The organism is Microvirga sp. 2YAF29 (genome assembly GCF_052114605.1).
Classification (GTDB): Bacteria; Pseudomonadota; Alphaproteobacteria; order Rhizobiales; family Beijerinckiaceae; genus Microvirga.
The window spans coordinates 33,483-48,009 of the sequence record NZ_JBFRFB010000012.1 but is presented as its reverse complement, the minus strand read 5'-3'; the positions used below and the strand labels follow the sequence as shown (position 1 = coordinate 48,009).

Genomic DNA, 14,527 nt, shown 5'->3' with positions numbered 1-14,527 from the left:
ATCATCCCCGCATATTGTTGATCAGAAGAGACCACCGACGGTCGAAGCTCCAGCGGTCGATATTCTGGGCCAGGCGTCGCCAGGGCATGCTCGTGGGCCCGTTGCCCTCATCGGCCGAGATCATTTCCACATCGGGCAACCACACGGATGGCGTGCCGCCGAGTCGAAGCTTGAGGCAGAGGTCGCGGCCTTTTTCACTGGCGCTCAGATAGGATTTACTGAAGCCGCCGGCGGTCTGGAAGGCCGAGCGGGAGACGATGCAGCAAGATGTCGATCCAGCCATCACTTCCGTTACCTGATGATCGCCGATCACATCGCGCGGATAGCCGATATACTTGTCGATGATCCCGTGCTCATCTTCGTCGAGCCATGATCCGGCAAAACAGATGGAATTATCTTCATACAGGATCGTCGGGCTGACGAGAGCCTTGCCTTGCCGCTTGCGATAGGCACGTTCGAGCGCCGAGACCCAGCCCTGTTGCCGAGGCAAGACACCCGCGGACAGAAGAACCAACGTTTCCGCGCGCGTTGCCTGCGCGGCTGCTTCATAGGCATCGCAAGTATCGTGAACCCCTTCGGCCCCAACGAGCCGAACGCCGATGCCATAGAAGCGGGCAAGGCGCTCAACCTCGGAAGCGATGGCTCCGAAGCTCTCGACAGGAGCCGCGACAATGATCGGCATTTCGCTTGCCTCCGGATCGAGAGCAAGCAGGGAGAGGGATACGCTTGCCTCTTCCACATCGAGACCGGCTGCAAGAACCAGGACCCTGCCGGTTGCCTGATCGTCAAATCCGTAATCACGGATTTCGACGATCTCGGGAGATGCCTGAGCGAGCGATTGCATCATCGGACCGATATGGCGATCAATTGCTACGGAAGCGGCAGCGCTGCGATGATCGAGTGGAGCGACAAGACGCTCGAGCGTCCGGCGTGACAACCCCCTGACAGGTTTCAGAGGATAGAATGCAACAATGTCGTCGCCGATCATGAACTCAAAATAGACCGGCAGGTCGTCTATTTTCGGGAGCCCAGGGACGAAGGCGAGGAAGCCGTGGTTGCTACGCTGCAGATCAAGGCGTCCCTCGAAGAGGGGATTGCGTTCGAAGGCCGTAGTGACGTCCGGACGCGAGAGACGCGTCCATGTCTCATCGACACGGGCGGATGCCTGCCCAAATCGGATATTGACCGACGAGACCAGATGGTCCGGGTCGAGCATCCAACCTGCCAGAAGAATGCCGCCGTCCGGCAGTTCGACAGCCATATCCATCCCGATGCGCACAGGCTCTTGAAGGCATGAGACAGTGTCGCGACCATCGAACCGTTCGCCGGCGCTGCGAAGCGTCTTCAAGGATTTAGGCTTCCCGACAACGCGCGTGAGCCCTTCGCGAATGTGAGCCGGAACATCCGTCGAGGCCAGATGCACGCATTGCTGATAAACATCCAAAGCCTTCCAGCCGTCGCCGGAATTGAAGAGCACCTTTTCGATCGAAGCAGGATCGATGGCGCTTCTTGCATCGAGGATGCCGATGAACCCGTTTCCGTTTCCTCCCAGATCCGCGCGATGAACGGTGGCAGAGAAGAGCGGGGCGGCGGCAAGCCCACCTTCATGAGTGACGAGGACGTCGACTTCGTCGGCGGGGAAGCTCAGTGACCAGCCTTGCAGGAAGACTTCGCCGGTATCGAGAGAACCCATGACCTCGATCCAGCCATCGTTGCGGGCGGCTGTCCGCAGGATGGAAAGAGCCGTCTCCGAGTGCTTCTGAGCCATCTTGCTGGACAGAAGCACTTGGACGACGCCATCCGACACCTGGCCGAACGCTGCGGCGGCATCCTCGGCAACGATATGCATCAGGTTGTTCAATGAAGCAGCCGGACGGATCAGCGTTCTGCGCATCGGATGGCCGTCGTGCCTGATGACGATCGAACGGAGGCGCACTTTATCGGCGAGCTTGATCGGCAGAATGGCAATGAAGCCGATGGCGGCCTCTGCCGGCGCACCAATTCTGTTCCAAGTGACCACGCGAGCGGTCATGGTCATGGACGGATCGCCGTTGAGGAGAACCGGGACGGCTTTCGGCAGCGCATCCGCCACGCCGCAGATCAGCACGAGCTCGTCGCTGATCGGAGTGGCGAGCGCCGTTTCGCCATCGACCGGGAGATAGGCCTTCTCTTTCACGTTCTTGCCCCTGCTTTCTGTCTTCAATGTTCTGCGCGCCACCTGTTCATCGTGCGAGGAGATAGCGCATGACGACGAGAAGGGTGACGACGGCGCTGGCCGCAGAGAGCCCGCCAAGAGCGACGAGCAAAGCAACAGCTCTTCGGAAGGGCCGATCGGCTGCCTTGCTGAGTTCATCGATCCGCTTGCCGAAATCCGCCAGAACCTGATCGAAGCGTAGATGAAAGACCTCGATATCGGCTACCCTTCGGGATAGCTCGGCCTGTGTTGAGGTGACGGTCTCAAGCGCGGCATTGATTTCGCTCTCCTGGGAGGTGATTTCCTCGACCTGCTTCGCCGTGCTGCGCAGGGTTTCCGATGCTTCCCGCTGCATCAGCTGGGACCGTCGCTGCGCCTCGATCAGCATGTCCATCCGGTCCAGAACACGGTTCAGTGGCACGGTGATGGCGGCTTCTGCCGCGCGCTCGCTCTGGTTGGGAGACTGAAGAATGATCTCCTCGCCTGTCGAAGGCGAAACGGCGACGACCGTCAGGCTGTCCGAAACATTCGCCAATGCCTCGGCAAGCTCGACTTCGAAGGCATAACCGCCGTCACCAATGCCGTTGCGCCTTAGGTCGACACGGGGAAGGTCCGCCGTTGCAGAGGCCACCATGCGCCCTTCGAGCAAGATGCGAACCAGCAACCGCTCGGTGGGAAGGCCCGAGTCCCACACCCAGCCATAGAGACGGCGGTCCTCGATGGCGTCGAGACGCCCTTGAATACGGGGAGACGAAATCTGCTCACTTACCGCTTTAATGGATGTCTTTGCCTGGCTCATGCTGCACTCGCCTTGAATGCGATGACCTCGGCCTTACCGTTGAGGGAGCGGTAGAGGCCGAGATGCCGGTCAGCGACTTCACCGATATGGGGAGGGGTATCGATGCCGCTGACCAGGGTTTCCCAAAGGCCGGGGGTATTCGCGGCCTTACGAATTGTGGCTGCCAAGGCGGTTGGATCATCCGCGCGGACATGAAGTCCGTTCACGCCGTCACGAACCGCCTCGGCCATGCCGCCGATATTGCTGACGATCACCGGACGCCGGTGGAGGAAAGCCTCTTGAATGACGAGAGGTGCGTTCTCCCACCAGATCGAGGGCATGACGACCCAATCGACTGCTGCCATGAGTTGCGGAATCTCATCGCGCTTGTAGGAGCCTAAAGAGACGACGTGAGGCTCGACCTCCTTCGTCAGTTCCTGCACCTCATCCACGAACTGGTCGGTTTGGAACAGGGCGCTGCCATGCAGGCGCAGCTCGAAACCCTCAAGACCGGCGGAAACAATCTGCCGGGCCGCCTTCAAAAGCGTCGGCACACCCTTCCATGGGTTGATGTTTCCGAAATAGCCAAAGACCACTCGCCGTCCATCAGGTGCATCCCGGTAGGGAGCAGGCTGAACAGCGGGGCGTCCATTGGCGATTACGTCGATGGAATCTGCATCGAGCCCCCATGCCATATAGCGATCCTTGATGAAGTGGCTCGGTGCGATGAATCGGTCGATCTGGCCGAACAGAGTCTTGATGAACTGCTCGCGCAGCAGGAAGCGGTCTGCGGCGATGTCCGGGAAGCATGTGTTGCACCGGCTCGGAGAAGCCTTGCTGCACCGCTCGCGTTCCTTCGTGCGCATCATCAGGCCGTCGTGATGACAGATGCCATAATAATCATGAAGGGTCATGACGATGCGTGCATGCGGCAGAATCCGGCGGATCAGTGCAATCGTCTCGACACCGATTAGTAGGAGATGATGGATGTGGACGACATCCGGCCGGAAATCCTCGAGCAGGCTCACCATGTGAGGCACGGTCCCGTAGGTATCGGTCTGGCTCAGATAGAAGCGGTCGAAATTCCCGCTCCACATGATGACTTCATCCGGTGCATCGCCAACGGATTGGAAGGCGGTTCCTGGCCGAGGCTCGCGATAGATCCGGTTCGTCGCGGCAAGGAACAACGCTTCCACATTCCGTCGGGACTGCAGCTCCTTGAAGAGATCATGGGCGAAGATCTCCGTTCCGCCCGGGTGAAAGTCCGGATGATTGTGAGCGATGACAAGGACCCGCAGGCTCATGCGGGGCCTCCCGGCTTTGAGGCGACGATCACGTCCTGATAATGGCTGCTGGATGTTCCGCGCCAATGCCCGAGGCTGACCAGATCGACCTTCAAACCGGCTCCTTCCAGAGCCGACTCGATCATACCCCGATCAAAGCCGATCGCTCCCAGAGGAGCGACGGGATCTGCGATCCAACTGCCTTGCTCTTCACCGGGGATGAAGTTCGGCCGCGCCTCCGCCCGCTCGATGTCCTCCGGAGAGACAATGAAAGCGGTCAGGAAAACGCGCCCGCCGCGAGCAAGCAGGCGGGAGACCTCGTGAGCATAGGCAACGATTTCTCGGTGAGGCAGGTGCGTTGCGACCGACACGAGGCTCACGAAATCGAAGCTCGCGTGGCAGAAGGGAAGAACCACCTCGTCCCCTGCCATCGCACCTTGGGGATTATAAAGCTCGTGGGCGATGTCGACCTGACAGAAACGAAAGTTCCGATAGATCGGCGTGATGTTCTGCACGCACCATTCGATTCCATCCTTGACCGGGTCGATGCCTTCGTAAGATGCGGTATCAGGATCGAGATACTGCGTCAGCGGAACAGCCATACGCCCGATCCCGCAGCCGATATCGAGCACGCGGTCAGTGGGCTTGAGGCCGCCGATACGGACGAAATGGCCGAGATACTCGGCGCCGATGGCGCGATAGTTTCCATCTCCGACGAAAACTTTCTCAGGGTCGGGCTCCGGCAGGAAGCGATTGCGTTCGATCGATTGCAGCAACCATTCCAATTTGAAATTATCTTCACGCGATGTTTGGGGGTGAATGTGATCGTGAGAAAGATGGGCGTTCATGCGAGAACGTTCCTTGCTCTGCGGGGACGGGAAGACGGCTGCATGATGGCCGTCATGAGGTCATTCCAGCGCGAGGAATGAAGGGAACAATTGTATTGCCATGCAATGCCGCGCATGTACTCGGCGTTCAGGGACATCGACTTGCGCTCCAAGTGGTAGAGCTCGACATCCGGCGTGTAGGTGATCTTGCGCCCTGTGGCGGTAACTTTGAGGCAGAGATCGCTGTCTTCGTAATCACCGATCACATAATCCTCGGTGAAACCTCCTACGCTCTGGAATATCGCTCGGGTCGTGACGAGACAGGCGCCTGTGACGGCTGGAACGATCCGCTCGCCGCATGCGGGCGCATAATCCCTCGGCATGCCCTTGTGAAAATGCTGATTGAGCCAGCGATTGCGGTGATCGCGACCGAAATACATTCCGGCGTGCTGGATCGAACCATCCTCGAAGAGGAGCTTCGGACCAACGGCGCCGATGCGCTGACGGCCATTGAGCCGGGCGATCATCGGCTCGAGCCATCCGGAGCGGGTCGGGATGATGTCGGAGTTGACCAGCGCGAGCGTGTCCCCCCGGCTGATCGACACGCCGACATTGTTGGCTCGTGCATAGCCGCCGTTTCGTTCCATGACGGCAAGCGCCATAGGAAGGGCATAGACAAGGTAGAGCCCGTTCAGCAAATGCTCGACTTCCGCGGCCTGCTCCGGTGAGTCCAGAACGTAGATCAGTTCCGCATTGGCTCGGAACCAGGGGTCCAGCGCGAAGGATGCGATCTGGAAGCGCAGGAAGTCGAGGGCCCTGTAGAGCGGGACGATGACGGAGACCTTCGGACGCCCGACCGGGGTTCCGATACGCTGAACAGCCGGTTGTCCGATCATGTCCCTGGCCTGAAGGTGCAGGTTTTCGATGACAGGCGAGAGAACGTTCTGAAGGAGGCGCTCGTCCACATGATGCGCCGGTACCGAGCGCAGAGCCGCCGCGCGGGCGGCAACCGGATCTACGGGTTGAACCTTGGGAACGAGGCTATGCGTGGACCCGGATTTCGAACTGATCTGAAAGCGAGGCTGCGCAATGGCGACCGCTTTTGAGAGAGCGGGCGCGAGAACGACGAAACCGGTTGCGGGAAGGCGTGCGCCTTTCGACGCGCCCGTGACCTCGACGGGGAAACGATAAAGATCACATGTCAGGTCATGGCGCGCATCTTGCAGGCCTAAAGCCTCAAGGCTTGCAAGAAGGTTGAGCGGGTCCCTGTACCAGCCCGTGACAAGGGTTCCGGCGGAGGTCGATAGCGCAGTGACGATCTCAGCCGACGGCGTTGCAGCACTGCTTGCGATGGCCCTGGGCTTCAGAGGAGAGCGCAGCTGTGCCTCGACGGCGCCCGCAAGTCCAGTCGGAGAGCGCTCCGCCAGATCGACCAGCAGGTTTTCGCGCAAACCCGGTGCGTTCTTTGCGTGCTCCCGGAGCCAGCGCTCGAACGATGGAAGTGCCGCGCCGCCGTGACGGATTTTGCGCACCGACAATCCGTGCGTCCCGACCAGTATGAGTCGTTCGACATCGCGGGCAATGAGGCTGCCATCGGCTAGAAAATGAAGAATGCTTTGGCTCTCAGTCGCTTTCGAGATGTGAGGCTGGCCGATAAGGCGTGTGATACCGCTCGGACCGATGGCGTAAAGGGCGTCGATCTTGCCGAGCTTCGCGGAGACCATTGTGTTAACGAGAAGAATGTTGTCAGGAGCCTGAGCAACCAGCGCGGCGGGCTTCGGCGCCGGAACGAGCGCCTGGATGAGGGCTCGAAGCGTCTGGACGAAGGTGATGTTGCGCTGAAGCTGAAACAGAGGACCCCAAACATTGAAGAGGGCCGAAATCAATGTGAGCCGCGCTGCCTCATCGATTCCATCCAGCAGGAATCCAACGGGCGGCGACGAGAGAACCGTATCGGTCTGAAGACGGAAGTTGAAAGCCGGTCCGGTGGGACCGCCACTTAATGCGATATCGACATTAATCTCTGTACGGCGAAGCGCCCAGAGAAGGCGAGCGCCGCCGTCACGTCGCGCGAGCCGTAGAGACGCAAGCGGCGCCATGACGAGATCGCTGACAGAGAGGGAAGGGCGGGCGTCTTCAACCGCATCAGGCACGTCCCACACGAGCAACACGACGTCGCGGCCGAGAAGGAATGCTTCAGGCTGGTTGAGGTCTGAGACGGAATGGGAAATGGAAGCTGACATGAAAGGCCGGGTTCCAGAAAAGTGAGTGCCGCAGCCGGACGGCCGCAGCACTCATGGACTTAGTGAATGGTGAAGTAATCGCCGAGGTTGTTGTTCACGTCGTCGGCGTCCACATTGACGAGCGTCACGGTATCGCCGTTTCCGAGATCGACGAGCGTGTTGCCTCCAACCTGATGGACACGTCCGGCAAGATCATTGGCGCTTTGAATGTCGGTGCCGTTGATGCCACGGGAGATCTGGAGGATGTCCTGACCGGCCTTGAAGTCGAGGACCACGTCATTGCCGCCGCCGCCCGTGAAGACGAACGTATCGCGGCCAGAGCCGCCGGCGAGCAGATCGTCGCCTGCGCCACCCTCAAGAATGTCGTCGCCGGAACCGCCGCGAAGGATGTCATCACCGTCGCCGCCGCGGAGAATATCATCCCCGGCGCCGCCTTCTAGAATGTCGTCGCCGGCCCCTCCGATCTGGATATCGTCGCCGTTGCCGCCGCGAAGGTAATCGTCGCCATCGCCACCCATCTGGATGTCGTTGCCGTTGCCGCCGAAGAGAATGTCATCGCCAGCGCCGCCCTGCTGCACATCGGCTCCAGCGCCGCCGAACATGATGTCATCGCCGTCGCCGCCTGAGATCCAATCGTCACCATTGCCGCCGAAGAAGATGTCGTCGCCGTCGCCTCCGAACAGTGCATCGCTTCCGTTGCCGCCGAAGATCAGATCGTCGCCGTCATGGCCGAAGATTACGTCCGAATGTGGGGTTCCTCGCAGGGTATCGTCCAGTGCCCCGCCTCCAATTGTTGCCATTGCTGTCATCCTTGCTGTCAGCACCGGACGGCCAAGGCCGGCCGGGTGCAATGATCAAATGAATTGAAGCGCCACGTGCGCGCCAATGTTGAAACTGGGCGGATTATTTAAACGTGCACAGTATGCCCAGCGCATAAGTGGTATATCTGAAGTAGTAGAATGTAAATCTTACGGACGTATTTTTATTTCGTGATTATATGTAGGTAAAAGACAATAGTTTTACCCTATTATTGCTGTCGATTTAGTTGGTTGTATCTTTCAATTTATTTCGAATTTCAGTCTAAATTAATACACTCGGGCATCGCGATGTTTGCGGCGCCCGTTGACGAAATCGATATCGGCTTCAGGAAGTCGATGAGGGTCATTCTTCGCGGAAGGCGCGCTCAAAGCTGTCCGTCAATGGGGCCAGCAGATAATCGACTGCACGCCGTGACTTGTTCAGGATCAGAATTTCTGCCGGCATGCCGGGATAAAGAACCGTTGACGGGTTGGCGGCCATGCTCTCGGGAAGGATTTCCGCGCGGGCAACGTAATACGGATTGTTCGTCCGATCATCGATCTGCTGGTCCGCGGACAGATAAACGAGTTTGCCCGCGAGGGGAGGCGTCGTTCTGTTGTTATAGGCGGTGAGGCGGATCTGGACCTGCGCGCCGACACGGGCCGAATCGACGTCGCGCAACTGAACCTTCGCTTCTACGAGGAGAGGTTCATTCTCAGGAACGATATCCAAGATCGGTTGGCCTGCCGTGATGACGCTTCCAGGAGTGTGGGAACGGATGTTCATGATCACACCGTTCTCAGGGGAGAGCACTTCTACGCGTTTCAAAACATCCGTCGCAGCGGTCATGCGTTCCACCGTGTCGGCAAGTTCCAGCTGTGCGGTCTGAATTTCTGCCGCAACCTGCTGCTGGAGATCGGTCCCGAGCGATAGAATTTCCAGTTCGGCCGCAGCCCTCGCCTGCTCAGCCTTGGCTTTGCGCGATGCAAGTTCGCCGGCCATGCCCAACAACTGACTTTCCCGCGTCTGCATCTCGGTGAGGCGTGGACGCGGGGCGTAACCCTTTTCAACCAGACTTTCGATGGCTTTGAGTTCGCGATCGTTCAACTCCGTCTGGCGGGTATTCGCGTTCGTCTGCGCTTCGACCGCCGCGAGCTCCGCGACCTGCTGCTCAATCGTCTTTTGATGAATTTCGACCTTCCGGTCGAACATGTTCCGGCGCGCCGTGAAGAATTTTCGCTCAGCTCGGATGATTTCCGCAGTCACGGGGCTGCTGGATGCCAGAAGGTCGGTCGGAAAGCTGAGCTCGGACGAACCCGATTGCTCCGCGCGAAGACGCACGAGGCGGGCCTCAAGGCCGATCCTTCTGGCGTGCAGCTGGTCGAGCTCTGCCTTCGCGCGCGTGTTGTCGAGACGAAGCAGGGGCTGACCCGCTTTCACGACCTCGCCTTCCCGGGCCAGGAGCATCTTGAGGATGCCGCCTTCCAGGTGACTGATTGTCTTGCGCTTCGAATCGACAACGACCGTTGCCGTTGCGATTGCGGCGCTGTCCAGGTGGGCCGAATAGGCCCAAGCCGTCATGCTGCCAAGGCCGAGGATGATCGTTGCGAGGCCTGCGAGAACTGGACCGCGATAGGAGGGAGCACGATGCCCGTCGTTCTCCACCTGATGCATCCATGAATGTTGGACGTCGGGCGGCTGAATCGTTGCTACTTCCTGTGTGCGGGAAGGGAGGCGGACGAGGTTCTTCATGCGCTGCCCTTTCCGACGGCGAGATGCTTTTCGCCGGGAACGATGGTGCCGGCGATGGCTTGGCGTGTGCCGAATTGGACGATTCTGCCCTCCTGCAGAACCATGAGCTTGTCCGCGGTCTGCATGATCGACGGGCGATGGGCGATGAGGATGACGATGGCGCCATCCGCCTTCATGCGCTCGATGGCGCGGACGAGCGCTCGCTCACCGTCCGTATCGAGATTTGAATTGGGCTCGTCGAGAACGATGAGGCGGGGCTTTCCGTAAATGGCACGCGCCAGGCCGATGCGCTGGCGCTGCCCGCCGGAGAGCGTGTATGTGCCGTCGCCCACCCGAGTGTCGTAGCCAAGAGGCATACGCCCGATCATGTCGTGAATGTCCGCGAGGCGGGCGGCCTCCAGAACGAGGCGCGGATCCGCATCGCGCATGCGGGCGATGTTCTCCCGGATCGAGCCATCGAGCAGGGATACGCTCTGCGGGAGGTAGCCGACCATGTCGCCAAAGGAGCCCCGCTCCCACAGATAGACATTGTTGCCATCCAGAAACACGCCGCCGGTTGTCGGCTTCGATACGCCGATCAGGAGGCGGGCCAAGGTCGACTTGCCTGCTGCGGACGGTCCGGCAATGCCAAGGACTTCGCCTGGTGAAATAGAGAAGGAAAGGCCCTTCAGAATGGGCACGTCGGAACCCGGCAGGGCGTAAACCAGACGATCGACGATCAGGTCGCCTTGTGTGCGGGGTGTCGGTTGGGTTTCGCGTTGCGGGGCCTGGTTCTCGAGAAGATCGCAGACCTTCTTCCAGGCTGTAAAGGCCAGGACCCATTGCCGCCAGCTGTCGATCATGGAGTCGAAGGGTAGCAGCATGCGGCCCATGATGATGCTGGCCGCCGCCATGGAGCCTGGGCTCACTTCCTGCTTGATCACGAGGACTGCGCCGACGGAGAGAACCGCGATCTGCATGATGTAGCGACAGGTGCGCGATGTGGACGAAAGGGCGCGGCCGCGCAGGTTCGCCATATCCATCAGGTCCTGCGTCTGGAATTGCGCCCGGCGCCAGCGCCGTGCGAGCGCCGGCAGCATGCCCATGGCTTCGATGGCTTCGGCATGGCGCAGGCTGCCGCTGATCTGCCCGAGGTTCTGAATCGTCGATTCGTTGGCGTGTTTTGTCGCGCGCCGCGTGAGGAGATCGGACAGGAGGCTCAGGCACACGATGATGGTCGCCGAAAGAACGGCAACGAGTCCGTACATCCAATGCAGAGCAAACAGGACCGCTAGGAAAATAGGCGACCACAGTGCTTCGAGCGGCATGCTGATCGCATTGCCGGTGATGAAGGATCGGATGTCGTTGAGATCGCGAAGGGTTTGTCCCGACCGGGAGACGCCTTTGACCACGGATGCCGAGATGGCGGCCTGCAAAATGGGCAGGTTCAATTTTCTGACAAGTTTGCTTGCCATGACCTGGTACGTGAAGGCACGCACATAGTCGAGGATACAATAAAGCACGAGGGCAATGACGGCGATGATGATCAGCATCGTCAACGTATCGGTGCTTTGGCTGTTCACGACACGGTCATGAACCTGAAGCATGAACAAAGGAACGGTCAGTTGAAGGCCATTGATGAAGGCGCTGAGCATTCCGGCATAAACAAGTCCGGAAACAAAGGCTTTCCGCCCTTGGTGAATAAGCTCTGCCGTTTCCGAGTTGACGGGATCACTCATGCAACAAAGGCTCCTGAAAGGGCATTATGAAACGTAAAAGAAATCTTATGCTTAAAGTTTAATCAAAGAATATGGTAGTCGAGTATGGCATGCTGTCTACCCCTAAAGTAGGATCCGGTATATTAGAAAATGATAAGTGCTATCCATTTGTAATTTGGTTTCGAGTCGATTTCTTGAATATGAAGGCGGCAACAAGTTTTACGTAAATTTAGTTCGAATTTAGAGCTAAATTTGCTGACGAAATACTCAACATTTTAAGTATGATCCAGGAATGGACGGGGATCTCTCATGCATGAAGATCTGAAAGAACGAGCGGGCATTACTCTCGATACAGCGGAGATTGAAACACTGTTGGCACCGGCAAGGCGCGGGGGCGCGATGATCGAAGCGGGCGGCATTGCGCATCTGGACATTGTCCGGATGATCGAGCGTCTTCATCGCCGCTATCTCGACTTGGTCCGCGTCGAGCTGACACGAAACGGCATCAACGATCTGAGCCCCTCTCAGGTCATGATGCTTTTGACGATCGGTTCCGAAGAGCTTTCGGTCCGCGATCTGATCGACCGGGGTTATTACCTCGGCTCGAATGCGTCCTATAGCCTCAAGCGTCTCGTCGAGACCGGTTACGTGGACAGAACGACATCGGAGCGCGACAGGCGCTCGGCCTGCATCCGCCTCTCCGAGAAGGGGCATAAGCTTTGTGACATGATCAAACAGATCGATGAGACCTACCACCAGCTCATCGCGGGGACGGATGATGAGCTCAAGGAGCTTCAAGTCACGCATCGCACCTTGAAGCGGCTCGAACAAGCCTGGACGAATGCGGTCCGTTATGGCGGCAACCCGGGAGGGCTTTAGGCTGCTTCTCTGATCAGCTTCTCGTCTGCATCAGTGATACCGTTTAACGCTGCGAAGCATTCATTTCGTCTCATTGAGCATGATCCCAGCGGCTTCTGCCTCTTGGATCGCGCTCGATGGGGCGATCCGAATGTCTTCAGCGTTTCAGACTTCTCTCTTCGCCTCCAAAATCTCTTCGAGCCGTTGCAGTGCCGACATGAAAGGCGCTGCTTGTGACTCCAAGGCGCTCATGATGCGCTTCTCAAAGGCAAGCGCTCGGGGAACGATGTCTGCATAGGCTCTTCGTCCCAACGAGGTCAGGGTTAGGACTTCTTCACGGCGATCCGCCTCGCTTTCCCTGCGCTTGAGCCAGCGACGCTCTTCGAGAGCTCGGACGGCACGGCTGACCTTGGTCTTGTGCATGGATGAGTGCCGGCCGATGGCCTTCGCTCCCATCTCATCGAATTGCCCAAGAGTTGCCAGGACACGCCATTCGGGAATCGTCAGATCATGGTGCGGGCCATAGACGGAGCGAAACTCCTGCGAGATGGCGCTCCCGATTCGGTTGAGCCGGTAGGGCAGGAACGCCTCAAGGTCGAGCTTCGTCATGGCAGGGCCTTGTCCTGATCTTGTTAGTTACAAAATGATGGTTACATCTGTAACTAAATGTGGAGGTCATGGTCATGAATGTCCAGAACCCGTCTCTTCGGGGAAGTGCCGGCAATCCTCAGGAAAGCGCCATCCAATCGGGCTACATGTCGGGCTTCGGCAACGGCTTCGAGACCGAAGCATTGCCCGGCGCCCTGCCGATCGGACGCAACTCGCCTCAGAAGTGCGCCTACGGACTTTACGCCGAGCAGCTGAGCGGATCGCCCTTCACGGCTCCTCGCACTACGAACGAGCGCTCCTGGCTCTACCGCATCCGCCCGACAGTGGCCCATTGGGGACAGTTCAGGAAAGCCGATATCGGGCTGTGGCGAACCGCACCCGCCATCGAGGTGGACACGCCGATTGCGCCGATGCGCTGGGACCCTCTGCCGATCCCTACCGGGCCGGTGTCATTCATTGAGGGCATTCACACGGTCACGACCGCGGGCGATGCCGGTGCGCATGCGGGCATGGGCGCGCATGTTTATCTCATCACGCGTTCGATGGTTGACGAGTATTTCTACAATGCGGATGGCGAGATGATGTTCGTGCCGCAGCAGGGTGCTTTGCGGCTCTGGACCGAGTTCGGCATCATCGATATCGAGCCAGGGGAGATCGCCATCATCCCGCGTGGCGTCAAGATCCGTGTCGAGTTGCCTGACGGGCCGGCGCGCGGCTATCTCTGCGAAAATTACGGCGGCGCCTTCACCCTGCCGGAGCGCGGCCCCATCGGCGCGAACTGCCTCGCCAATCCGCGCGATTTTCACACGCCCGTCGCCGCCTTCGAGGATCGGGATGCGCCGTCCAGCATGTATGTGAAGTGGGGCGGAAGCCTCTGGGTCACAGAGATCGAACGCTCGCCGCTCGATGTGGTGGCCTGGCACGGCAATTACGCGCCCTACAAGTACGATCTGCGGCGTTACTCGCCTGTCGGACCGGTGCTTTATGACCATGCCGATCCGTCGATCTTCAGCGTGCTGACCTCGCCTTCCGAGACGCCGGGCACCGCCAATATCGACTTCGTGATTTTCTCGGACCGCTGGCTGGTGGCGGAAAATACTTTCCGACCGCCCTGGTACCACATGAACGTGATGAGCGAGTTCATGGGGCTGGTTTATGGTCAGTACGACGCCAAGCCTCAAGGCTTTGTTCCCGGCGGCATCTCCCTGCACAATATGATGCTGCCGCATGGTCCCGACATTGAAGCTTTCGAGAAGGCGAGCAATGTCGAGCTGAAGCCTCACAAGCTGGAAGGCACATTGGCGTTCATGCTCGAGACGCGCTTCCCGCAGCGCGTGACCGCATTCGCGGCTCAAACTGAGGCCTTGCAAAAGGACTATGGCGCCTATGGCCACCAGCTCCAGAAGCACTTCGATCCAAATCGGCGATGAGACTCGCTCGAGCGGCTGTGAAAGACCGGCAGCGGAAGGCCGCGGCCGGGATCGATTG

11 protein-coding genes are annotated in these 14,527 nt (G+C 59.0%); 2 read left to right on the top strand and 9 right to left on the bottom strand.

The window, feature by feature from the left end:
• Position 1 precedes the first annotated feature (1 nt).
• The 8 genes from AB4Y85_RS15570 to AB4Y85_RS15535 form a co-directional block, all read right to left on the bottom strand.
• Positions 2 to 2,176 (bottom strand): glycosyltransferase family 2 protein, encoded by a 2,175-nt coding sequence (locus AB4Y85_RS15570; protein ID WP_441985826.1) that lies wholly within the window; start codon positions 2,174 to 2,176, stop codon positions 2 to 4.
• Positions 2,177 to 2,222: 46 nt separating this feature from the next.
• Positions 2,223 to 2,993 (bottom strand): hypothetical protein, encoded by a 771-nt coding sequence (locus AB4Y85_RS15565; protein ID WP_441985825.1) that lies wholly within the window; start codon positions 2,991 to 2,993, stop codon positions 2,223 to 2,225.
• Positions 2,990 to 4,276, bottom strand: coding sequence for a glycosyltransferase family 4 protein (locus AB4Y85_RS15560; protein WP_441985824.1), 1,287 nt, complete (start codon positions 4,274 to 4,276; stop codon positions 2,990 to 2,992). Before AB4Y85_RS15560 ends, AB4Y85_RS15565 begins: the two co-directional genes overlap by 4 nt.
• A complete protein-coding gene (locus AB4Y85_RS15555; RefSeq protein WP_441985823.1) occupies positions 4,273 to 5,103 on the bottom strand; it encodes a class I SAM-dependent methyltransferase in 831 nt (276 codons plus the stop codon). Before AB4Y85_RS15555 ends, AB4Y85_RS15560 begins: the two co-directional genes overlap by 4 nt.
• Positions 5,100 to 7,325 carry a glycosyltransferase gene (locus AB4Y85_RS15550; protein ID WP_441985822.1) on the bottom strand — a complete coding sequence of 742 codons (2,226 nt, stop codon included), beginning with the start codon at positions 7,323 to 7,325 and terminating at the stop codon, positions 5,100 to 5,102. Before AB4Y85_RS15550 ends, AB4Y85_RS15555 begins: the two co-directional genes overlap by 4 nt.
• Before the next feature lie 59 nt (positions 7,326 to 7,384).
• A complete protein-coding gene (locus AB4Y85_RS15545; protein ID WP_441985821.1) occupies positions 7,385 to 8,125 on the bottom strand; it encodes a calcium-binding protein in 741 nt (246 codons plus the stop codon).
• A 361-nt stretch (positions 8,126 to 8,486) separates the two neighbouring features.
• Complete coding sequence (locus AB4Y85_RS15540) at positions 8,487 to 9,875, bottom strand: HlyD family type I secretion periplasmic adaptor subunit (RefSeq protein WP_441985820.1); 1,389 nt, start codon at positions 9,873 to 9,875, stop codon at positions 8,487 to 8,489.
• Positions 9,872 to 11,593: a type I secretion system permease/ATPase gene (locus AB4Y85_RS15535; RefSeq protein WP_441985819.1), complete on the bottom strand. Its 1,722-nt coding sequence runs from the start codon at positions 11,591 to 11,593 to the stop codon at positions 9,872 to 9,874. The genes AB4Y85_RS15540 and AB4Y85_RS15535 overlap by 4 nt, the downstream gene beginning before the upstream one ends.
• 288 nt (positions 11,594 to 11,881) lie before the next feature.
• Between AB4Y85_RS15535 and AB4Y85_RS15530 the strand changes: the two genes are divergently transcribed.
• Positions 11,882 to 12,451, top strand: a complete 570-nt coding sequence (locus AB4Y85_RS15530) for a MarR family transcriptional regulator (RefSeq protein ID WP_441985818.1) — start codon at positions 11,882 to 11,884, stop codon at positions 12,449 to 12,451.
• Between the two features lie 144 nt (positions 12,452 to 12,595).
• On the opposite strand, the gene AB4Y85_RS15525 is transcribed toward AB4Y85_RS15530, so the two are convergent.
• A complete protein-coding gene (locus AB4Y85_RS15525; protein WP_441985817.1) occupies positions 12,596 to 13,039 on the bottom strand; it encodes a MarR family winged helix-turn-helix transcriptional regulator in 444 nt (147 codons plus the stop codon).
• Between the two features lie 74 nt (positions 13,040 to 13,113).
• On the opposite strand from AB4Y85_RS15525, the gene hmgA reads away from it, so the two are divergent.
• Positions 13,114 to 14,469: a homogentisate 1,2-dioxygenase gene (hmgA, locus tag AB4Y85_RS15520; protein WP_441985816.1), complete on the top strand. Its 1,356-nt coding sequence runs from the start codon at positions 13,114 to 13,116 to the stop codon at positions 14,467 to 14,469.
• Positions 14,470 to 14,527: the final 58 nt, after the last annotated feature.